Source organism: Abyssisolibacter sp. ZYX002 (assembly GCF_056892235.1).
Genome location: NZ_JARMXH010000006.1, coordinates 125,754 through 149,410 on the forward strand (window position 1 = coordinate 125,754; position 23,657 = coordinate 149,410).

Sequence of the window (23,657 nt, forward strand, 5' to 3'; positions counted from 1 at the left end):
TTTCACTTTCTTATATTACAACTGCTTTACCTTATCTATAAGATAATAAGTTTGTTCATCACTACTTGGAACCAATAAAACTAGGTCTTCTTTTTCAAGCTTCATATCACTAAATTTTATGACCCCTTTACCTTCATATTGTGTGTCTAATGTTATCTCCGGTACTTTATGATGATGTGGATGCGGTGTCGGTGCATTTGGGTTTGTAGTTTTTTCAGTAAAAGTTCCCTCTTCTGTTTCGCAAGGTTCATCCTGAGTTAATTTTATATCCCCAGATATCTCAAAGCTTCTCTCATGCTCTTTAAACATCAAATCTACAACTAGATTCTCTTTAGTAAGCAATATCTTTTCTCCTAAAGCAATTTGTATATCTGGTAATGGCTCTACAACTACTCCTATTAAAGGACCTATATAAGGGTTATTGTCTCTTTCTTTAAACAACTTGGCTAACTCGTTTATTCCCTGCATTTACTTCACCCCTAATCCTAGTTGCATTAGATGTATACCGTTTTTCAGTGTATGTTTGACGTTTTTTATTAGATATTTGCCACTCATACCTGTTACTGGCTCTTGTATCTCCATTAACCTCCCAGCTCTTACAGCATCATTACCTATCATTGAAAGTGTATTATCTTCCATGACTTTTCCTAGGTCTTTGAGTACTTTTTCGGCTATATTCTTTGCTTTTGAATCTTCTTCATTTTTTGCTACTATGACTTCTTGTAGTAGTCCATATTTTCCTATTAGCTTTGAATCTTTCTTCTCAATTTGTTTGTTTTCATCTATTAGTATCTTGACACTGTTCTTCATATTCTCTATAGTGATATTTCTTACGGGATTTGATATTGATTTAGATACATCCATCTCTTGTGCATCTTTTGACAGCTTAAATGTAGCCTTTATTACTAAGTCTTCTTGCTTTTCTATATATATTTTATTTTGTCTCATCTCCATTGTGTACTTTATGCCACTCTCATTTTCTGCTGTTGTTAGTATATCTTTTATTATTTGAGCTATAACTTTGTTGTTGTATATCTTATTAATCACTGTATCTATTGATGCTACTCTCCCTATAGAAATACCAAAATCACCAAATATCGTTTCTAGTGCACTTTTTGCTGATATTTTGTTAAACTGATATATTTCTTTGGATTTGTTAAGATAAAATGCGTAGTCTAGACAAGTATAGCTTATTGAACCTCTACCATTTTGTGAACTTGTCACTACTATTCCTCTAAATATTTCATCCTTGTTTTTTAGAACTATACTACTTCCAACCTCCACTGGAATCTCTGGGAAAAATCTGCTATCATTAAATGCTATACTAAAATTTAGTCTATCTCCTAATTGACTTACATCACTACTCCAACTTATATTTCCTACTAAAGGCGTAATATTAGTCTGGACATTATCTGTTATACAATATAATTGATGCATATACTATACCTCCTTTTGATCGAGGTCTATATACTTAAACTCACTTAAAGAAAGTGTATAGTATATATCTCCACTGCCATCTTGCAATCCATACTCAAAACTTTCTATTGTACATGGCATATTAATTAGTGAATTTGTTATAGTCAGTCTTATTGGTATCCTTTTTTTCTTCCAATCTTCAATTAACTCTACATATTCCCAACCTTTATATTTGTCATCTCTTGCAAATTCATACTCTTTATTAGGAAAGAATGATTGTATGGAAATAGTTTTTAACGACTCTGTTCCAATTAGCTTTATTTCTCCCTGTGAGATAGTTTCATAGCTTTGGTTTTTCATTGATGAATTAGTTTTGAACTCAGTTGGAAGAACTGGCAATTTTATTACTTCTTCTCTGTTGTTAATTGACAAAAATATATCCATTATCCCCCTCCTTTACGCAGTATTCCCCATTGCAATATTTAAATTGGTGACGATTTCATTTACTATTTGATCAGTAGATAAATTAGCACCATTCACGTTTAAGATGATACTGTTTCTATTGCTGTTATTATTACTTGTGTTGTTTGTAGATTTGTTTTTGTTTGATGTACCAAACAACCTCTTTAAAAATCCAGGTCTTCCTTTGCCATCTTTTTTATTATAGATATTGATGTTTGAGCTATCATAAGGCATAATATATGGTTTCAAATTATTATTTAGCTTTATAGGTGTCATTTTTAAAGGCTCTAACCTATCGTATCTCCTTTTTAATCTTGGTATAGGTTGCTTTATAGGTATTTCTTTTAATTCTTTTGGTGGTAATTTTGGTATATTTATTCCCCTAAAATCAATCGAATCTTGTTTTGGAGATATATTTGATAAATCAATCTTAGGTAGTGGTTTTTCATGATAATAATACTTGCCATTGAATTCAGTTATATTTGATGGATTTATCGTAGCTTTACTATTTTTTATTGTTGTTTTTTTTGGCGTTTTTAATTTTGGTGTTGTTTTGCTTTGATTTATTATTTCAGGTATACTATCAGTTTTCGCTATATTCTTTTTCATAGCTTGAGAATCTAATCCGTTATTCTCCATCTGCTTAGCTATCCATATTCCTGCATCCAAAGCACCCGGCATAGCCATATTAGCGGCTGCAGATATCCCTATAATATTTTCAGGTGTAATGTATTTATCCGTAACACTTTTAATATCTGGTGAATTATCATCTAACCATTCTGCAATAAACCTTGTTGAATCAAAAGAACTTGCGATATCGTAACCTAATGCTCCGAAAAAGTTTAAATATCCTGTTATAGCTTTAACTGGTACCCCTACTTCTGGACCTGCTAAAAATCCCGCATATCCTAGCATATCTAATCCCGCTAACGACCTTTTAAAATTGCTTGGATCAGTTGCAAGCACATAACTATTCACTCCTATATCTACGCCGGGTAATATCTTTTGTAAGTTCTTGCCTAGATACTTTCCTCCTGACAGTATTTTTTCACCAATATAAGGTATTTTTTTTATTGATTTATCTACAAAATTTTCGACTCCTGTTATAGCCCATGCTTTATATATGTTATAATTTTTCCACAACTTGCTATTAAATTTGCGTGCTCTGTTCATCATTTTTTTATAGAAACTATTAACAGGTTTCCCTTTCACCTTATTACTTGAAAGTTCTCTAGTCATCGATTTATTACTTCTTATTTTTTGCTGTATATTTTCTAAATCTTTCTTTAATAATTTTTCTTCAGCATAACTATTAGCGTTTTTTATTTTATTATCTATTCTTGCCTTCTCTAAAAGTAATTTTCTTCTTTTTTCAATTTGATTATTTATCTTATGTGTATATACTTCAGCATTCATGTTGTAAACAGATTTAGGAGCACTGTGAACTTCTCTAAAAAAATACTTAAATCTAGCATTTTGAGTATATAAATTTACAAAGTCATCAACTCCATCTTTAAAATATCTTGGCTGTTCTGCTATACTATTCTTACCAGCTATGCTTTGCTCATTTATAGTATCACTACGAGCTTTTAATTTTTTTTCTACTTCACTACTCATATTTTCACCACCTTTATACAATTTTAAAGGGGTTGCTTAAATGTATTATACATTTATAACAACCCCTAATATATGATGTAGTTTATTCTATCCCTCTTGCTTTTAAAAGTTCTTCTTTGTCTTTTAGTTCTTGTTCATAAAAAGCTGTTACCACTAACAACTCTCCTTTTGGCATGTTGTAAAGTACAGATGGTCTTATACCCTTTGTATTCCAATAGTAATACATCATCTGTGTTAATCCATCTGTATTTATTAGTTTTTTACTTCTTCTATTGCTCCACCATCAAATCCACTTAAATCGCCTACGATACCATAAAGAGTGATTATCTCACCTGGAAGTAATATCTTTCTAATTAAATCTTTAGGGGTATATACTCCAAATTTATCCATTAGTTCTTTTGATTTAAAGTTTGGCTCTTTTACACCTTCCATTACTGCTAATAGCTGTAATTCACCCATGTTCATTGTCTCTTTTTCTTCGTCTGTGCTCATTGTTTGAATTTCATCCATTTTTTTAGGTGTTAGAGCTTCCACCTTAAATATTATTTTTTCTCCCAATAGCTCTGATAATCTTTTCATCTCTACTTCTTTGCTAGGCTTTTTAAGTTTGCTTTCGTCTAATTGTAACAATAAATCTAAAGTACTCATCTATCTTCCCCCTATTCTGGACTTATTAAATCCATGAAATCATAGTCTGTAAATGTAAATGGACACTCTACTTTTCCTAGTGCCTTCATCTCAAAGTTCATTACTGTAAGGTCATCAAAGCTTACTCCTTTTAGTGCAACTCTCTCTGATTGATTTCCTATTGTATCAGGGTCCGCAAGCTTTGCAACTATTGTAAATCTTACGTCTTTTCCTTGCTTTATGTTATCTCCTAATAACTGAGCCATTCTTGAATTCACCTTGTGTAGCTTTAGTGTTCCTTTTCCTTCCCAGCCTGTTATCTTAGATTCTTTTGCTAATACTCCACACATACTTACGTCTTCTTTTTTAAGTGTAATTTTAGCATCTAATCCTGTTAATTCACTTATTTTTTCGCCTTCTAACCATATTTCTCCCCATGTACCGTTTATCACTCTATTTCCTGATAATTTATTCATCTAATCTACCTCCTACATTGATATTTCCATCATTAAGTCTTCCATTGCGTCTAGCAATTTAACTTTAGCACTTATAAATACCTGACTTCCTGTATTGTACTCTTTTATTTGCTGCTCTTTCATTGTACTCACGTCTAGACCTTTTCCTTGAAGATAAAGTTTTTGAGCTTCGATATCTATTTGTGCTTTATTATCATATGATGGATCTAAAATTTCTTGTTTCTCTAATGCTTTAAAGTATGCATTTATAGCTGATAAGAATAATACTTTGTGATCATATGAGTTAGTTATCTTACCTACATAGTAGTTATTGAATGTATCTCTTATATCATCTGTCATTAAATCAACTGCATCTACTATCTTTATCTTTTTGAATGATTCACCTTTTGTAACTGTAGTTTGTGTATAAGCATTCACACCTCTTGCTATTTTGACTTTTTCACCGTCATTGATTAATATTAGCTTGCCTTCGTTGATTTCTTTATTTGAATCATCAAATGCGTCCACACTTACTACTTCTCCTAAATCATAGTAAGTAGCACTTCTTGTAAATGGTAGTCCTGCTAAAATACCAGCTATTCTAGGTGCATACTCTGCTCCACTAAACACATCTGAGTCTTTAGTTTTTATATTACTAGCACAGAAATTTATGATACCTTCACAGTTTCCACCAAGTCCTTCGTTTGGTAAAACTACTTTAAATGTCTTCTTGTTATTAGTTCTTTCACCACTAACCCATGAAGCCACTGTTGATTCTTCTCTCATGATTTCCGGTATAGCTAAATAATTCCATTTTTTTGTTTTTAATCTACCTAGTCCATCATTTATACTCTCTGATGTAGTGAGATATTCAACAATTACCTTACTAGGAGTTCCTAAAAATGCTTGTTTGATATATTTTAAGTTCTGAACTCCCCAATCATCAGCTTTATCTGTTGAGTCTTTTACTAAGTAAGTACCTATTTCATCTATTGATCTATATTCAAAAGATGTACCTGTAATATGATCTCCTTTTACTTTGATTTCTTCACTATTTTCCTTTTTAACATCAACATGATGTTTTAAAATTAACGCAACTATTCCTTTCGCACTTCTTTCTATTGCTGTAACTCCTTGTGTTTTAAAATTGATTTCGATTTTTGGTAATCCTAACCCCATTAATATTCCTCCTTAAAATTTAATTCTTTCATCAACTCATAATTTTCATTTCTTTCTATTTCATCCTCATAATTAATATTGAATGAACACTTTAAGATATCGTTTTCCTTTATCATCCTTATTTTATTTATATAAAGTTCTCTATCATTAACCTTGATTGTTGCATCAATAATCTTATATAGCTTGTCCACTACATCTATATACTCATCATTTGTTTTATTTTGAGTGTGGATTCTAATAGTTATATTCACGTATTGTCGCCTATGATAACTACTTTCAACCCCCATATATATAGGATTAAGTTCTACGATAAATTTTGATTTATTTGCTTCACTACTCTTATTTTCTCCAAATACATCAAACTCAGGAAAACTAGCTGTTAGTTTATCTATTACAGCTTTTTTTATATCTTTTAGTTTCATTATGTCACCCCTTCCTCCTTTCGGTTAAAATTTGTGTTATATATGAAAGGTCCTTTCATATATATATGCCGACAACTAGGTCAAAAAACAACCTAATTTATCTAATTTTTTTAATTTTCTAAAGAATTAATCATTTAACTAAGTTATAAGTTACTTCTTTAAACCCTAATGTAGCAAAGTATTTATACTAATAGGTTCTGGATTTATAGGCTATTTGATTGAATATTTAAAATAAAAAAATAGGCTTAAAATAGCATTTTACTATTTTAAGCCTGAAACTTTAATTATTATTTGTCTGTTAATTTATCTATTAAAGCAAGTACTTCTCCTCTAGTCATATAATCATCGAATCTTTTTTCATCTATTTTTATGCCTTTTGCTTTGAGGTTGTCATAATGAACCTCTGCCCAATGCTTTCTTTCTTTATATATATTATCTAAAAATTCATTCCATCTATTTGTTCGTCTAAGGGTACGTGGACAATCTTTCCCTTTGGGGTACTTATTACTTTTCCAATAGTTATGTTGAACCACTTCTTTTATTAATGGATTTTCTTTTAATAGCTTCTTACAAAGCCACACAGCATTTTCTAGCGTTCTATTAAAATCTCCGTTTTCGTTTACGCATAGTTCTATTCCTATACTTTCTCTATTGCCTATTCCCCTAAGACCATCACCTGCATGCCATCCGTTGTAATCTACAGGAATATGTTGATAGATGCTCTTGTCATCCACTGTAAAATGCCAGCACTTATTGTCTGTATCTGTTCTATGTAGATATCTATTATGTGCTTTAGCATCTGCTCCTATATTATAACTTCCTGTTTCATGTATAGTGATGTATTTTGCCTGCATTTTATTGTACCTTTTATCTATGAAATCCTCAATAATTTTCATTTGTACTCCCCCTGCCCTGATTAGATTAAATGTACTACAGTATTACTCTTACCTGCTCTCTGATTATTTCTGGTACTTGTTCTATTGTTTTTAGTCCTAGATCAATCAATCTAGCATAGATGCTTATCATTTGAATCATCCTTTCTATTCTTTGTTTAGTTTATCTTGCATTTGTACTTGTTTTTCGTATAATTCTGCTACTGCTAATAAAAGCTCTACATTTTGCTTTTCTAGCTCTTTGATTTTCAGTTTCTGTTCGTTATCTTTTTTTCTTTTATCAAATAAATCTGTTAGCTTTAATATTTTCATGTTTTCCTCCTTTTAAAGACTATACGTTATGGTTTTTTCAGATTATCTTTGTGAGTCTTATGATTACTCATCACCTATAGGTAAAAGCATATCCTGCACCTCAAAGATTATCTTTGATTCCCCTTCAACAATGAATCACTATTTACAATGAGTATCTTTCCTCACTCCAAAGCTTTACCCTAAAGAATGAACGACCAACAAACCTACTAGATGCTAAATAATATTTTCCGTAAACGACATTGAGAGTAGTGTTTCATCATCACTAATATAATTAAAGAAACACTGCTCTCTCCGAGTTAGGCAAATGTTATTTAACGCTTCCACACAAAAAGTAAAGAGCCACACTCCAAAGCATGACCCTAATTCTTCTTTGTTATTTTGTTGATTACTCATATATTTTTATAGATTATCTTTGTGGTTCTTGTGGTTACTCATAACTTTATTTGTTCAGCTCTTGAATTGACTTTTTGTGTTTAATATGTGATTTTAGAGTTTAAATTTATGACCCAATAAACTACCCTAAAAATAACAACCAACAATATCACTAGAGGAATTAAAAGATGTTTCTTGTAGGTAAATTTGAGGAGCTGTTTCTTCAACGCTTCTACTTAAAATAGTTAGAAACAGCTTCTCTACTGCACCGCAAAGATTATCTTTGATTCCCCTTCTCCAATGAATTATTATAATCAATGAGTTTTTCCTACTCTCTCCGAAGATTTACCCTAAAATAGAATAATCAATAAACCTATTAGAAGCTAAAGAACATCATTCGTAAACGACATTGAAGTAGCTGTTTTATCATTTATTCAATCAAAAAAACAGATGCTTCTCCGAGTTAGAATGATGTTTTTTAACGCTTCCTTACAAAAAGTAGAGAGCCACACTCAGAAGTATGACCATAGTTTATTCCTTTTAATACTCTTTTATAAATATGCTTTAGATAGTTTTAGTTTTTATTATAGTTGTTTTATCTTCTCTTTCTTTATTCTGTTTGTTTTTAATGTTTTTTATTGTTGGGAAAGAAGAATCCCCTACCTAATCAAAGCATATACTCACAGATTCTACACTAATTTTCCCCATCGTATCATTAGCCATCACTGTCAGTTTATATGATACTGCCCAGTCTGTTGCTGTTTTTGATTGGTTCGTAAACACATGATACTTCTTTTGTTTAACTGACTGTGTCATATCTTCCCATGCTGGATTTTCATCTAGTGCATTGTTACTTACTTCTATTGTGTATGATACTGGTTTAACTCCATCAGCTTCTGTATTCATGAATATCTTTGCTAGTATTCTCTCTGCTCTGTCTGTTGTAGTATAAGGTGTTTCTTGATATACTATCCTATCTCCTACTCTTATACGTTTTGTATCACTGTATACATACTGTTTTGGACTACCTAATCCTCTGTTATATCCTGTTACTCTCCAGTAATATGTCTTCTTCTCTGTTAAATCCTCCGTAAATGTATACCTAACTCTACGTCCATAGAACTCTGATGCTAATCCCTCAGCTGGAATAGCTACCCATGAATCACCGTCTTGATATTCCCAACCTGTAGTATCTAATCCACTGTCTTTTATCATGGTACTTTCAAAAGTATCACTTAGAGATATGTTGAGCTTAAAGTGGAGTTTATCATCTTCAACATCTATAGGAGCTGTAAACTCAAGAGTAGGTCTAAGTGGTACTCTGTAGTTATCTATAGGCATTGGTGCTGTAGGCTTCTGTGGTGTGTAGTTTGTGATAAAATATTGTGGATTCATAGGAGTATTTTTCATATCTGTACTATCCCATACAGTTACTGTCCAGCTATATTTTTCACTCTGATATAACACACCAGCAGGTACATTGTAATATTTATCCGTACACGCTATCTTGCCAGTATCATGTACTACATTTGCATCACTATCTTTGATTACAACCTGTATATGTTTTTGTTCATGATTTTCATCATCTGAATATGTCCATTCTAATCTTGGAATTACTGGTATACCTTTAACTGGTACTGAATCTGATCCAATTGGTGACACTACATTGATGCTAGGTGCTTTTGTTGTCACAAAGTATCTGTTTGTAGTGTATTCACTAACATCATCATTGTTATCCCAAACTCTAACTTTCCAGTAATACTTTGTATCTGGTTCAAGAGTTCCTTGTGGTACTGTATAGCTAGCACTTCCATTCACTAATGCTCCTGTATCATGTGCTAAGGAATTGTCTAATGCTTTAAATAATTGCACTTGTAATTTACCTTGGACATCTCCCTCGTCATCATCTGCAAAAACCCAACTTAATGTAGGTGTAAGAGTCGATATTGTTCCTGGGGTATCTGAAAATCCTGTTGGGCTTAAGCTACTTGGAGTTTTAGGAGCTGTATTAGTATTAGCGTAATTCGTTAGCTCTGGATGGTTACGAAAGTCATTTAGTCTAATCTTAACAAAATTACCATAATTATTATCGCCCTCTTTTCCTCCATATCCAGCTATAAGACCACGTAAATATGAAAATGTCAATGGCTTATGTCCATACAACTTATCTATAGGTAAATTGAACGATCCAGAGATAGTCCCATCATCTAAACTAATTATTGCGAACAAATTGCTATGAAGATTGATTACAAAAACACCCGCTAACTCAAATCCCCCTATCGAAGTATTTCCAGTTGAAAAATAGAAATTAGGTAAATCAACAACTACTTCTTTTAATAAACTAAGGTCTTTATAATTATATTTTTTAAGCTTAGCTCTAAATCCACCGCCTATTGAGGATACATATTTAGATCCGTCAAATGTACTGAAGGAAGGGCTCCCGTCACTAACATATTCTATAATCCAAAAACCATCTTCTAATCCATGACCTATCCAGAAATTCTCATTATTTGCTATTATGTTATTGCCAAATTTACTTCTGTAATCCATTGTAGTAACAGTAGTAATAGTTGTAGGTGAAGCCAAGTTTGAGTTTTTTGTATATCCGTAATCATATCCATGGAATGGATGAGATAAAAACACTGTCACATTGTCTTTATATACACCTCCAATTGCCAAATTAGGAGTATTAGCTACACCAGTCACGTCAAATCCACTACGCCAATAGTTAGTGTTTAAATCACTATCAATAACTTTAAACGTGTGATTACTCCCACTAAAAACATCCCTTCCATCAGAATACATACTATAATTCATGAGGTTCATACTAACTGAAGAATTACTATAATTCTTAGTAAAAACATTTATTATAGTATCTCTATATTCATTACTTATCGCCATTTATTCACTTCCTTTCTATACCTGCTTATTATATATACCACGTCTTCAAATATCCTGATAATAATTAAATTCCATAAACTATAACTCTAATCAAAACAAATACTCACAGATTTTACACTAACTTTCCCCATTGTATCATTAGCCATCACTGTCAGTTTATATGATACTGCCCAATCTGTTGCTGTTTTGGATTGGTTTGCAAACACATGATACTTCTTTTGTTTTACTGACTGTGTCATATCTTCCCATGTTGGATTTTCATCTAGTGCATTGTTACATACTTCTATTGTGTATGATACTGGTTTAACTCCACCAGCTTCTGTATTTATGAATATCTTTGCTAATATTCTCTCCGCTCTGTCTGTTGTAGTATAAGGTGTTTCTTGATATACTATCCTATCTCCTACTCTTATACGTTTTGTATCACTGTATACATACTGTTTTGGATTACCTAGCCCTTTGTTATATCCTGTTACTCTCCAGTAATATGTCTTCTTCTCTGTTAAATCCTCAGTAAATGTATACCTAACTCTACGTCCGAACTCTGATGCTAATCCTTCTGCTGGAATAGCTACCCATGAATCACCATCTTGATATTCCCAACCTGTAGTGTCTAATCCACTATCCTTTATCATGGTACTTTCAAAAGTATCACTTAGAGATATGTTGAGCTTAAAGTGGAGTTTATCTTCTTCTACATCTATAGGAGCTGTAAACTCAAGAGTCGGTCTAAGTGGCACTCTGTGGTTATCTATAGGCATTGGTGCTGTTGGTTTCTGTGGTGTATAGTTTGTAATAAAATATTGAGGATTCATAGGAGTATTTTTCATATCTGTACTATCCCATACAGTTACTGTCCAGCTATATTTTTCACTCTGATATAACACACTAGCAGGTACATTGTAATATTTATCCGTACACACTATCTTGCCAGTATCATGTACTACATTTGCATCACTATCTTTTATCACAACCTGTATATGTGTTTGTCCATGATTTTCATCATCTGCATATGTCCACTCTAATCTTGGAATTACTGGTATACCTTCCACTGGTACTGAATCTGTTCCGATTGGTGATACTACATTGATGCTAGGTGCTTTTGTTGTTACAAAGTATCTATTTGTGGTGTATTCACTAACTCCATCTTTATTGTCCCAAACTCTTACTTTCCAATAATACTTTGTGTCTGGTGCAAGAGTTCCTTGTGGTACTTTGTAGCTTGAGTTTCCACTTGCCAATTCCCCTGTATCATGTGCTAATGAATCATCCACTGATTTGTATATTTGTACTTGGAGTTTACTCTGTACATCACCCTCGTCATCATCAGCAAATATCCAGCTTAATGTAGGTGTAAGAGTCGATATTGTCTCTGGGGTATCTGAAAATCCTGTAGGACTTAAACTGCTAGGTAATTTAGGTATTTTATTATAACCCATTAACTCTGGATGTCTGTGAAAATCATTTAGTTTTGTAGTTATATATTCACCGTAACCATTCTCTCCACCTATTACTCCATGCAAATATGAGAAACTAAGAGGTTGACTACCATTTAATCTATGCACTGGCACATCAAACGTACCTGATATAGTTCCGTCATCTAAACTTACTATTGCAAATTTATTACCTGTTATATTCATTATAAAAGCATTAGCTAACTCAAATCCTCCTGCTGTTGTTCCACCACTACTTCCATTATAATAAAAATCACTAGGTAACTTCACTGTCACTTCTTTTAATAAGTTTAATCTGTAACCATATTTTTTTAATTTAACTGTAGCTGAACCGGTTAAATTTGTAATATAATTATACAAATTATATGTAGCCTTAGCATAATCACCACCGCTTACATATTGCATAACCCAAAAACCATCTTTTAATCCATGCCCTACCCAAAAACTTTGATGATGTGCTACTATGTCATGTTCAAATATTTTTCTATAATAATATCCTGTATTGGGAACAATCTTTCTAGGCGATTGCATAAATGTATCTTTAATGTATCCGTAATTATATCCATAGTACGGATATTCTAAAAATACAGTGACATTATCCTTATATACACAAGCAGTTGCATGAGTATAACTAGAGCTATTCATATTATTTACATTATATCCACTTGTCCATTTATTCTTTATACTACCATCGCTGTTTATCTTAAAAGTCCATTTACCAGAAAATGTATCTCTACCATCTGAATAAAAAGCATAATTAAAATCTCCACCATTTCCACTATTTGCATAATGGGTTGTATAATTCTTAGTAAAAACATTTATTATAGTATCTCTATATTCATTACTTATCGCCATTTAATCACTTCCTTTCTATACCTGCTTATTATATATACCACGTCTTCAAAAATCCTAATAATAATTAAATTCTAACCATAACTCTAACCAAAGCATATACTCACAGATTCTACACTAATTTTCCCCATCGTATCATTAGCCATCACTGTCAGTTTATATGATACTGCCCAGTCTGTTGCTGTTTTGGACTGGTTTGTAAACACATGATACTTCTTTTGTTTAAATGACTGTGTCATATCTTCCCATGTTGGATTTTCATCTAGTGCATTGTTACTTACTTCTATTGTGTATGATACTGGTTTAACTCCATCAGCTTCTGTATTCATGAATATCTTTGCTAGTATTCTCTCTGCTCTGTCTGTTGTAGTATAAGGTGTTTCTTGATATACTATCCTATCTCCTACTCTTATACGTTTTGTATCACTGTATACATACTGTTTTGGACTACCTAATCCTCTGTTATATCCTGTTACTCTCCAGTAATATGTCTTCTTCTCTGTTAAATCCTCAGTAAATGTATACCTAACTCTACGTCCATAGAACTCTGATGCTAAACCTTCTACTGGAATAGCTACCCATGAATCACCGTCTTGATATTCCCAACCTGTAGTGTCTAATCCACTATCCTTTATCATGGTACTTTCAAAAGTATCACTTAGAGATATGTTGAGTTTAAAGTGAAGCTTATCTTCTTCTACATCTATAGGTGCTGTAAACTCAAGAGTAGGTCTAAGTGACACTCTGTAGTTATCTATAGGCATTGTTGCTGTTGGTTTCTGTGGTGTGTAGTTTGTAATAAAATATTGTGGATTCATAGGAGTATTTTTCATATCTGTACTATCCCATACAGTTACTATCCAGCTATATTTTTCACTCTGATATAACACACCAGCAGGTACATTGTAATATTTATCCGTACACGCTATCTTGCCCGTATCATGTACTATATTAGCACCACTATCTTTGATTACAACTTGTATATGTGTTTGTCCATGATTTTCATTATCTGAATATGTCCATTCTAATCTTGGGATTACTGGTATACCTTTCACTGGTACTGATTCTGTTCCGATTGGTGACACTACATTGACCACAGGTGCTTTTGTTGTTACAAAGTATCTGTTTGTAGTGTATTCACTAACTCCATCTTTATTATCCCACAATCTAACTTTCCAGTAATACTTTGTGTCTGACTCAAGAGTTCCTTGTGGTACTGTATAGCTAAAACTCCCACTCACTAATGCTCCTGTATCGTGTACCAATGAATCATCCACTGATTTGTATATTTGCACTTGGAGTTTACTCTGTACATCACCCTCGTCATCATCAGCAAATACCCAGCTTAGTGTAGGCGTTAGTGTAGATATCTTCTTTGGACTATCTGAAAATCCTGTTGGGTTCAGGCTACTCGGAATTTTAGGGGTTTTATTTATTTTCACCAATTCTGGGTGGTTGAAAAAGTCGTTATATTTGAACGTTATAAACCCGTCTTGACTTAACCTATAATCGCCTTGATCTCCTCCTATTACAGCATGTAGATATGAAAAAGTAAGTGGTTGATGATTATCCAAATTATTATCAGGAAAGTTAAATGTCCCTGCAACACTCCCATCATCTAAACATGTTATTGCAAATTGCTTGTATGACGTATTAATAATAAGAACATCCGCTAACTCAAATCCCCCCACTACTGAATGTTTACCTTTATAAAAATAAAAATTTGGCAAATCTACAATGACTTCTTTCAATAAATTTAGATTTTTGTAATCATACTTTTTAAGCTTAACTTTGCAAGCTCCTGTCAAAGTTTGAGTATATGTGTATCCATTATATGTGGCAGTAGTTTTGCTACCTCCACTCACATACTCCATAATCCAAAATCCATCTTTTAAACCATGAGCTATCCAAAAGTAACTATCGTTAGCTAATACATTGTTTCCAAATTTACTTCTGTAATCAATTGTAGTCACAGGTGAAACAGTTATAGGGGAAGACAGATATGTGTCTTTTATATATCCATAATTGTATCCATTGTTTGGATTGGATAAAAACACTGTCACATTGTCTTTATATACACTTCCCATTGCTAAATATGGAGAGTCAGCCACTCCTGTTACATTAAATCCACTTGTCCAGATACTATTTTTAGAACCATTACTGTTAATTTTTAATGTTCTATTTCCCCCACTAAATATTTCCCTACCATCTGAATATACTCCATAATTTATATCATCTAAATCATATTTATGCCAATAACCATTATGATTCTTCGTAAAAACATTTATTATAGTATCCCTATATTGATTACTTATCGCCATTTAATTCACTTCCTTTCTAAATAATATCCAGTGTTTTTTCTGCCCTATTATAAACACCAAATCTTAAATCACCTTCAAGCTTTTCAAATGTCTGAACCATAATATTTGAATCCACTCCTGTTAACAATGCACCTTTTAGTGTCTCTAGCTCTATTGCTATATCCATCTGGTTTAACTTAAGCTCTCTTACTGCTTCGTTTGTAAGGTTATCTAGTGTCACATCATTGTCTATTAATAGCTGTAGTGCTTGGTTGAAATAGTCTGCATGGTCTGGTGTAATTGGCTTAAAACCTTGTACTGTCCTTTTTATATCTTTATATTGAAGCCCGTCTAATGGTTTCAATTTCAATGAATCTATAGCTGGTTTTAAACCCATTAACTCTGGATGGTTATGAAAGTCGTTAAATTTTGTAGTTATATATTCACCGTAACCACTTTCACCACCTATAACACCATGTAAATATGAAAAAGTAAGGGGTTGATTGCGCTTTAGTCTATGAACTGGTACATTAAAGGTACCCGATATAGTTCCATCATCTAAACTTACTATAGCAAATTTATTTCCTGTTATATTCATAATAAAAGCACCATCTAACTCAAAACCACCTGTTGGTGAACTACTGCTACTTCCATGATAATAGAAATCATTAGGCAACTGTACTGTCACTTCCTTTAACAAGTTTAAATTTCTATAGTCATATTTTTTTAGCTTTACGGTAGCTGTCCCATTTATATTCACAGCATAGTTATACGAATTAAATGAACTTCTAAAACAATTCCCTCCCTTTATATATTGCATAATCCAAAATCCATCTTCTAAACCGTTACCTATCCAAAATCCTCTATTGGATCTTGCTATATCATGTCCAAATTTCGCTCTATAATCAATTACTGTAGAAAGATTAATTGTTTGAGGTGATTGTAAATAGGTATCTTTAATGTATCCGTAATTGGAACTTTGGTCTGAATAATCTAAAAATACAGTTGCTTTTTCCTTATACACACATGCAGTTGCATATAGATATCTATTAAATTCATTTATAGTGTATCCTCTTGTCCATTTATCCTTTATACTACCATCGTTGTTTATTTTAAAAGTACGCTCTCCTGAAAACATCTCTCTACCATCTGAATAAAACGAATAACCAAAATCATCTACTCCACTATTTGCATAATGAGTTGTACAATTCTTCGTAAAAACATTTATTATAGTATCTCTATATTGATTGCTTATCGCCATCTTATTTCACTTCCTCTCTTATATTAATATCCAATGTTTTTATTTGCCTTATTGTATACACCGAATATTAAATCTCCCTCTAGTTCTCGTCTCCATTTAAAACTTAGCATCATAGTCAAATGTGATTACTGTTTTTTCTTCTAATCCTTTGTTTGTAAATGTTTTGATTGCCACCATGTCACCTTCTGCATCTATTAGACATGCTTCGTTTAAATCTACTCCTACTAGCTTGTCCACGTCTGCATCTATTGTTGCTGTGTATCTTGCTGTATAGCTGTCTGGAAAGCTTTTTACTGGTTCTTTTCTTATTACTTCATTAAAAAGTGTTGTTTCTACTCCTGTCAATTCTTTTGGTGCATGTCTATCTCCTGTAAGGAATGTTCCACCTTTTCCAAATGCTATGTGTGTGATTTCTGGTAATGATTTTGTTCCTGAGTGTGCCTTTGCTAATTTTTCTCTTCCTATATTTGTTTTAATACTTGCCATTGTATGTTACCTCCTTATAATATCTATCTCTTTTAATTTTTTATCTACATATTTTTTAATACTAAGTTCTTCTGAATTTCTAGCATAGTAATCTGCTCCTTGAGGATTTTTCCCATCTAATGTTTTTAATCCCTCTAGATTTAATGCACCATCTGTATAATCTATTGATAGCTTATCAGGACTAAATTCCGATATACCTAACACCTCTAAGTTCACATTCAATTCTTCGTTTTTATTGTGTATTATATTCATATTTTGTGGTTTTGTATATCTGAGTCTTTCTGATTTTTCATGCTCGAGGTTAATATCTGTAGAATGAGTTTGCTTTATGACTTTATACATTTGATTTCTTTCTGCAAATTCATTTACATCATATCTATAATTGATATCATCTGCTACTTCATAGTTAAGCCCTATGTCATATGAAAAATTGTATCTCATATTTGTCTCTTTTTTATAATGAAGCTTTGACTTGATATCATATTTTTGTATTGCTGTATCTTCTATGACATTTGCATGTGGTATATAGTAGTACATTTCTTCTTTGTTTATACCATCTAAAGTATTAGTTCCATTCATTAATCCAGCACCGCTTATATATCTTTCTTCTATAGTATCTGGATTAAACTCACTATAACCTAGCATTGTGCCTGCCAGATGATATATGAATTTATGGTCGTCTTCTTTAGTCATATTTACCTCAAACTGTACTCTTAGTAGTAATTCATCAACTTTTGGCCCTATCTCTTTTTCTACAAACAATCCTACTATATGCTTTATGTGTGCTGGTTTGAATTCTTCAAAGGAAGCTATCATGTTTTTGAAATTAGTTAGATCATCTACGCTATGTCTAGTCTTGAATTCATACTCATGTTCTGTATTTATATACTCAGCTAATCCATCTTTGCTATAAGCATTAGCTAGTTCTAATGCTTTTGTTTTTGTAAACGTTCCTTGTCCTATGAGCTTTCCTTTTATAGCACTTCTTCTTTGCTCTACTGTCTTGTGTTTATTTACTGGTAAGCCATATTCTTTTTCCCATCTATCAAGCGTATAATCAGCTGTATCTATTGCTAACTGCTCTAATGCTTTGCGTATTCTGTTACTGAGTTCTTTTATTTCTTCGTATTGTGAATCTGTCAAACTTGTTGCAACTTTGCTTGTTTTGTAGTAGCTAGGCAAATATTGTAGTAGTTTATTCAATTGTAATCACCCCTACTACTGCAACCTCTTCATATCCAATATCTATGTTAGGATTTTCTAACCCTGCATTTTTACCATTCACAAGTAAGTTTTTATAATCTTTCACACCACCAGATTGAAGAATTATACTACCCAATCTAGCATGACTTACTATATCATCTTTGAATGCGATTTCTTTTAAATGTAATCTTATATTTTCAGATATTGTCTCTTTTACCTGCTCTTTAGTGAAATTCAGTTCATCAATTATTAGCCTAATATCTATATTTACAGGAATCTCTGTTGCAGATATTGTAGTAACTGTAGCTCCTATTGGTCTATTTTTTTCAATGTGTTTGTGTACCATGTTTACCAAAGCTTCCTCTGCTCCAGTTTTTTCTGAGTCTATCAATACTACTTTCACTGTTCCCTTTCCATCCCATAATGGAATAATTCTTACATCTCCAACACCTGGTACTTCCATAGCCCAATTGCTATAGTGGGCTTTATTGCCTGATGTTGCAGGTATTCTTACTTTATCGTAGTATCTCTTTCTTAGCTCATCATCTGTTTCCCCGTCGTATCCATTTGAGATACTCTCTGGATTTGTTACGCTATCTAATCCTTGAATAGTAATCGGAAAGTATTTTATAGCTCCTTTATGAAGATTTCCTACTGAGCCTTCTTGGTCACATTCTGCTAACACTGTGACATTCCCGCTACTATCTATTCTTTTACTTTCCATAATTGTAAAATTTACAATATCACTTGATACTTTCATTCCTTGTTCAACCATAGCTCCTTCAACTCCAGAAATAACTATAGTAGCTTTAGCTTTTATAGGTGGCTTTCTAAGCAGACCTTTTTCTTTGACTTTTTTATCGAGATATTTCCCCTCAGCTGATTCTACAAAACCTTGATCTAATATCTCTTCTAAATTTTCATAGGCAGATTCTAGCTCTATAGCTAATGCTCCTATTATGTCGTTAAAAAAAGTTCCTTCTGATGTATCATATTCTTCATCTATTTTAGATAACATTCGATCTTTTATTTCATTGTTTGTCACACAGTCACCTCCTCGTCAAAACTCTTGCCATTTATCAAATTTACTTTAAAATATACTTTGAGTTTTGTATTGTTTTTCTCTATTTTGAAATCTGACACAGAAGATATTATTGTATTTCTCATAAGTGCTGAATTAATCTCTCGTTTTATTTCAGATTCTATAAATGAATGTGAATAATTATTTCCAATTATTAAATCCTCTAATATTACACCGTATTCTTCTTCATCACTTCTTTTATATACCAGATATTTTTCTCTTTGGGTTCTGAGTATTTTTTCTATCCAAACTTTTAGAGATTCTACATCGGTTGCTTCTACTAGTCTTCCATCTTTAACGACAAAATCACCTTTATCAAAATCAAATAAAAAAGACTTACCCATTTTAAGTAAGTTCTTGCTTTTTTGTTCCTTAAACTTTAGTTGCGTTATTTTAGGTAGCATCATACTTTCACCACCTTATCTATTACATAGTATTTTTGCTCATCTGTTGTAGGTATGAGTATGACTTTATCTCCTTTTTTCAATACATCTTTGTATTTTATTTTACCTTTACTTTGATATTTGGTGATACTAGGCATCTCTTGCTCAAATTTTACTTCTTTTGCTTCTATTTCGAATTCTCTTTCAAAATGTTTGGTTATATGAGATGAAAAATACAAGTTCTTTTTAGTCAATAATACATTATCTCCTAATGATATCTTAATATCGGGAAATTTGCTTTGTACAGTGCCTAACTGTGGACCTAGATAAGGTTTATTGTCTCTTTCTTTAAATAGTTTTGCAAACTCGCTTATTCCTTCCATTATTTCACCCCTAATCCTACCTGCATTCGATGAATACCATTTCTAAGTGTATGATTTACGTCTTTTATCAAATATTTGCCTTTCATCCCTGTGATAGGCTCATCTATTTCTATCAATCTTCCTGATCTTGCACTGTCATCTCCTATCATTTCTATAGAGTTTTCCTCCATTAATTTCCCTATATCTTTTAGCATCTTTTCTGCAATATTTTTTGCCTTTGCTTTATCGCTATCTTCTGTTAGTACCTCTTGCAATAGTCCATATTCGTCTATTAACTTCTGATTTTTTACCTCAACAGTTTTTTTGTTTACTATTACTTTTATACTGTTTTTCATATCTTCCATTGATATTTTTCTACTAGGATTTGATATAGAAGTTATTGCTGCATGACTCATGAGATTACTAGCTAATCTAAATGATGCTTTTATCATTAGCTCTTCTTGATTTTCAATATATATTTTGCCTTCTCTCATTTCCATTCTATATTTGATGCCTTTTTCTTTTTCAGATATTTTTATAACATCTTTTAATATCTCACTTATAGCCATATTGTTGTATATCTTATCTATCACGGTACTGATTGGAGCAATTTTCCCTATAGGTATCTTAAAGTCACTGAGTATTTTTTGTATTGCATCTTTAGCAGGTGTTTTATTAAATTGATATATCTCTTTACTTTTATTAAGATAAAACGCATAATCAAAACAAGTATAGCTTATTGCACCTCTACCACTTCTCTGGCTAGATACTACTATACCTCTAAATATTTCCTGTTCATTTTTTAGTATGATTACACTCCCGACTTTTACAGGTATCACTGGAAAGTATCTATCATCATTAAATGCTATATCAAAATTAAGTTGATCACCAAGTTCATTGATATTGCTTCTCCAACTCACATTTCCAACTAGAGGTGTCATATCTGTTTGCACATCATCTGTTATACAGTGTAATTGATGCATGATACTATACCCCCTTTTTCTTTAGTTTGATAAACTTAAATTCACTTAATGTCAATGTGTAATATATATCGTTAGTACCATCTTTTATACCATATTCAAACCCTTCTATTGTGCATGGCATATTTATTGGAGTATTGGTGATTATTAGCCTGATAGGAACTCTCCTACTCTTCCAACCTTCTATCATCTCTACGTATCTCCAACCTTTATATTTATTATCCCTTAGAAAGTTGTATCTTTTACTTGGAAAGAAGGATTGAATTTTTATAGTTTTAAGATTCTCAAGTCCTATTAATTTTATTTCACCTTGCCTTATAGTGTCGTAGCTTTCATTTTTCATACCTGTATTAACCATAAATTCGTTAGGGAGTACTGGCAATTTAATCACTTGTTCTCTATTATTAACTGATAAGTATATGTTCATATTTCACCTCTCCCTTATATATTTGCCATACTAGTTTTGATTTCTGATACTAGTTCGTTTGCTATTTCTTTTACTGACAAATTATTGCCTGAAATGTGTACATTGAAGTTGTTGTTATTAGAGCTACTTGAATGACTTGGGTTGCTGATGTTATTTGTTTTAGCCTGAGATTTAACTCTAACGTTCATACTACTGATATAATCTGATATATTTTCAGTAGATACTTTAGGTATTATTCTTTTTTTACCTTTTGTTATGTTTTTTAACATCCAATTTTTATTGTATGGTGATTTAATCATATAATTCTGATTTTTATAAAAATCAGTTTTCATAGGTTTAAATTTCTTTTTTCTTGTGAACAAGTTTGAGAAGAAACCTTTTGCTTTGCTTATTCCATTAGATATTATTTTTTCAGGAAAACTGTAAGCTTTTGATATTCCTTTGCCAAGTAAACTGTATACTTTTGATATTCCTTTACCAGCAAAACTGAAACCTTTTGATATTCCTTTACCAGCAAAACTGTACACTTTTGATATTCCTTTGCCAAATAAACTATAGCCTTTTGATATCCCATCACCTATAAAACTGCAACCTTTTGATATCCCATCACCAGCAAAACTGTATACTTTTGATATTCCTTTACCAAATAAACTGTAGCCTTTTGATATTCCATCACCTATAAAACTGCAACCTTTTGATATTCCATCGCCAGCAAAACTGTATACTTTTGATATTCCTTTACCAAATAAACTGTAACCATTTGATATCCCATTACCTACAAAACTAAAAGCTCTTGATATTCCTTTACCATTCAAACCAAAAACTTTTGTTATACCTTCACCAATAAAATTGAAACCTTTTGATATTCCATCACCAGTAAAACTGTATACTTTTGATACTCCTTTACCAAATAAGTTGTAACCTTTTGATATCCCATTACCTACAAAACCAAATGCTTTTGATATTCCTTTACCTGCAAAACTGTAACCTTTCGATATTCCTTTACCAAATAAATTGTAGCCTTTTGATATCCCATTACCTACAAAACCAAATACTTTTGATATTCCTTTACCTGCAAAACTATATATTTTTGATATTCCTTTACCAAATAAACTGTAGACTTTTGATATCCCATTACCTACAAAACTGAATGCTTTCGATATTCCTTTACCAGTAATACTGTAAACTTTTGATATTCCTTTACCAGCCCAACTGTAACCTTTAGCTATTCCTTTACTAACAAAACTGAGAGCTCTAAATATTTTTTTACTAATACTAGTAATAGCTTTTGTGACCGATGTTACTGCAAAACCTGCTCCATAATCTAAAACTTTGTTTATCTTTCTACCAAATTTAGTAGTTCCTAATAAATCATATACTAATGGACCTACAAAGTTAATAGCAGAAGTTACTGGTGAAGCTGGTGTGCAATCTCCAGCAATATCTAGACCTGCTAAAGCTCTCTTAAAATCACTTTTATCATTTACTGCTGTATAAACATTAACAACATACCCCGCTGCAGTAAATGCTCCCATAAATTTTTTTTTAATTTTTGAAAGCATGCCTGATGATTTCTCTATTAAATTAGGTTTCCCAGAAAAGCTCATAGTCTTCTTTATTACACCTGTGTTTTTTCCTGCTTTTCCAATTAATACTTTAGGGGCTTTTATTATATTTTCCAATGCAAAATTTTTGGTTGCGTTAGACAAAAATTTGAAGTTTTTAATTCTTTCTAGAACAAATTTAGTTATTTCTTTTGTTCTAAATGCTTTTGTATACATATCAGATAAATCATCACATTTATTTCTAGATCTATCTATTTTACCTTTGTTCCTTTCATCTATTTTATCTATAAATTCGTTGAAATCTCTAGTTGCATCTTTGCTTGCTTTTACAAGAGCTTCATAAATTCTTTTTGCATTAGCCCCAAGTAAACGATTGTTATATCCTGGTAGCATCGGTGCAATTGGCATTTGTCTATTCACCACCTTTACTATAATTTTCAAAATGAAAAAAGACTTTCTCAATCGCATTGAGATAGTCTTTTTTATCTTAATTGTTTCTATTTGCTTCTTCTTCAGCTTTTACCCTGGCTTCTAAATCTTTTAGTTCTTGTTCGTAAAAAGCTGTTATCACTAACAGCTCTCCTTTTGGCATGTTATACAGTACAGATGGTCGTATGCCTTTTGTGTTCCAATAATAATACATCATT

25 protein-coding genes are annotated in these 23,657 nt (G+C 32.0%); all 25 read right to left on the reverse strand.

Going from position 1 to position 23,657, the window contains the following annotated elements; all coding sequences use genetic code 11:
- Positions 1 to 15 precede the first annotated feature (15 nt).
- On the reverse strand, positions 16 to 468 hold the full coding sequence (locus tag P3X86_RS16495; protein WP_483293827.1) for a DUF2577 family protein: 453 nt from the start codon (positions 466 to 468) through the stop codon (positions 16 to 18).
- Positions 469 to 1,437 (reverse strand): XkdQ/YqbQ family protein, encoded by a 969-nt coding sequence (locus P3X86_RS16500; protein WP_483293828.1) that lies wholly within the window; start codon positions 1,435 to 1,437, stop codon positions 469 to 471. It lies immediately after the preceding gene.
- A gap of 3 nt (positions 1,438 to 1,440) precedes the next feature.
- Complete coding sequence (locus tag P3X86_RS16505; protein ID WP_483293829.1) at positions 1,441 to 1,860, reverse strand: hypothetical protein; 420 nt, start codon at positions 1,858 to 1,860, stop codon at positions 1,441 to 1,443.
- A 12-nt stretch (positions 1,861 to 1,872) separates the two neighbouring features.
- The gene (locus P3X86_RS16510; RefSeq protein ID WP_483293830.1) at positions 1,873 to 3,495 is read right to left on the reverse strand and encodes a hypothetical protein; all 1,623 of its coding nucleotides are present in this window, start codon (positions 3,493 to 3,495) and stop codon (positions 1,873 to 1,875) included.
- An 82-nt stretch (positions 3,496 to 3,577) separates the two neighbouring features.
- A complete protein-coding gene (locus P3X86_RS16515) occupies positions 3,578 to 3,724 on the reverse strand; it encodes a hypothetical protein (RefSeq protein WP_483293831.1) in 147 nt (48 codons plus the stop codon).
- Positions 3,725 to 3,747: 23 nt separating this feature from the next.
- Positions 3,748 to 4,143: a phage tail assembly chaperone gene (locus P3X86_RS16520; protein WP_483293832.1), complete on the reverse strand. Its 396-nt coding sequence runs from the start codon at positions 4,141 to 4,143 to the stop codon at positions 3,748 to 3,750.
- Positions 4,144 to 4,154: 11 nt separating this feature from the next.
- Positions 4,155 to 4,598, reverse strand: a complete 444-nt coding sequence (locus tag P3X86_RS16525; RefSeq protein WP_483293833.1) for a phage tail tube protein — start codon at positions 4,596 to 4,598, stop codon at positions 4,155 to 4,157.
- Positions 4,599 to 4,610: 12 nt separating this feature from the next.
- Positions 4,611 to 5,756, reverse strand: a complete 1,146-nt coding sequence (locus tag P3X86_RS16530) for a phage tail sheath C-terminal domain-containing protein (protein WP_483293834.1) — start codon at positions 5,754 to 5,756, stop codon at positions 4,611 to 4,613.
- Positions 5,756 to 6,178, reverse strand: coding sequence for a phage tail terminator family protein (locus P3X86_RS16535; protein WP_483293835.1), 423 nt, complete (start codon positions 6,176 to 6,178; stop codon positions 5,756 to 5,758). Before P3X86_RS16535 ends, P3X86_RS16530 begins: the two co-directional genes overlap by 1 nt.
- Before the next feature lie 287 nt (positions 6,179 to 6,465).
- Positions 6,466 to 7,074, reverse strand: a complete 609-nt coding sequence (locus tag P3X86_RS16540; protein WP_483293836.1) for a peptidoglycan recognition protein family protein — start codon at positions 7,072 to 7,074, stop codon at positions 6,466 to 6,468.
- 34 nt (positions 7,075 to 7,108) lie between these two features.
- On the reverse strand, positions 7,109 to 7,204 hold the full coding sequence (locus P3X86_RS16545; protein ID WP_483293837.1) for a CD1375 family protein: 96 nt from the start codon (positions 7,202 to 7,204) through the stop codon (positions 7,109 to 7,111).
- Between the two features lie 14 nt (positions 7,205 to 7,218).
- The gene (locus P3X86_RS16550; protein ID WP_483293838.1) at positions 7,219 to 7,383 is read right to left on the reverse strand and encodes a hypothetical protein; all 165 of its coding nucleotides are present in this window, start codon (positions 7,381 to 7,383) and stop codon (positions 7,219 to 7,221) included.
- Positions 7,384 to 8,418: 1,035 nt separating this feature from the next.
- On the reverse strand, positions 8,419 to 10,656 hold the full coding sequence (locus tag P3X86_RS16555; RefSeq protein WP_483293839.1) for a glycoside hydrolase family 78 protein: 2,238 nt from the start codon (positions 10,654 to 10,656) through the stop codon (positions 8,419 to 8,421).
- Positions 10,657 to 10,742: 86 nt separating this feature from the next.
- Entirely contained in the window at positions 10,743 to 12,965 is a 2,223-nt protein-coding gene (locus P3X86_RS16560) for a glycoside hydrolase family 78 protein (RefSeq protein WP_483293840.1), read from the reverse strand.
- Positions 12,966 to 13,048: 83 nt separating this feature from the next.
- A complete protein-coding gene (locus tag P3X86_RS16565; RefSeq protein ID WP_483293841.1) occupies positions 13,049 to 15,283 on the reverse strand; it encodes a glycoside hydrolase family 78 protein in 2,235 nt (744 codons plus the stop codon).
- 16 nt (positions 15,284 to 15,299) lie between these two features.
- A complete protein-coding gene (locus P3X86_RS16570; protein WP_483293842.1) occupies positions 15,300 to 16,523 on the reverse strand; it encodes a hypothetical protein in 1,224 nt (407 codons plus the stop codon).
- A gap of 96 nt (positions 16,524 to 16,619) precedes the next feature.
- Entirely contained in the window at positions 16,620 to 17,009 is a 390-nt protein-coding gene (locus P3X86_RS16575; protein ID WP_483293843.1) for a hypothetical protein, read from the reverse strand.
- Between the two features lie 6 nt (positions 17,010 to 17,015).
- Complete coding sequence (locus P3X86_RS16580; protein WP_483293844.1) at positions 17,016 to 18,212, reverse strand: putative phage tail protein; 1,197 nt, start codon at positions 18,210 to 18,212, stop codon at positions 17,016 to 17,018.
- Complete coding sequence (locus P3X86_RS16585) at positions 18,205 to 19,257, reverse strand: baseplate J/gp47 family protein (protein WP_483293845.1); 1,053 nt, start codon at positions 19,255 to 19,257, stop codon at positions 18,205 to 18,207. The genes P3X86_RS16580 and P3X86_RS16585 overlap by 8 nt, the downstream gene beginning before the upstream one ends.
- Entirely contained in the window at positions 19,254 to 19,700 is a 447-nt protein-coding gene (locus tag P3X86_RS16590; protein ID WP_483293846.1) for a DUF2634 domain-containing protein, read from the reverse strand. Before P3X86_RS16590 ends, P3X86_RS16585 begins: the two co-directional genes overlap by 4 nt.
- Positions 19,697 to 20,059 carry a DUF2577 domain-containing protein gene (locus P3X86_RS16595; protein WP_483293847.1) on the reverse strand — a complete coding sequence of 121 codons (363 nt, stop codon included), beginning with the start codon at positions 20,057 to 20,059 and terminating at the stop codon, positions 19,697 to 19,699. The genes P3X86_RS16590 and P3X86_RS16595 overlap by 4 nt, the downstream gene beginning before the upstream one ends.
- Positions 20,059 to 21,021, reverse strand: coding sequence for an XkdQ/YqbQ family protein (locus P3X86_RS16600; protein WP_483293848.1), 963 nt, complete (start codon positions 21,019 to 21,021; stop codon positions 20,059 to 20,061). Before P3X86_RS16600 ends, P3X86_RS16595 begins: the two co-directional genes overlap by 1 nt.
- Before the next feature lie 4 nt (positions 21,022 to 21,025).
- Positions 21,026 to 21,445: a hypothetical protein gene (locus P3X86_RS16605; protein ID WP_483293849.1), complete on the reverse strand. Its 420-nt coding sequence runs from the start codon at positions 21,443 to 21,445 to the stop codon at positions 21,026 to 21,028.
- Between the two features lie 14 nt (positions 21,446 to 21,459).
- Complete coding sequence (locus tag P3X86_RS16610; RefSeq protein WP_483293850.1) at positions 21,460 to 23,418, reverse strand: hypothetical protein; 1,959 nt, start codon at positions 23,416 to 23,418, stop codon at positions 21,460 to 21,462.
- Positions 23,419 to 23,497: 79 nt separating this feature from the next.
- Complete coding sequence (locus P3X86_RS16615) at positions 23,498 to 23,656, reverse strand: hypothetical protein (RefSeq protein WP_483293851.1); 159 nt, start codon at positions 23,654 to 23,656, stop codon at positions 23,498 to 23,500.
- Position 23,657: the final 1 nt, after the last annotated feature.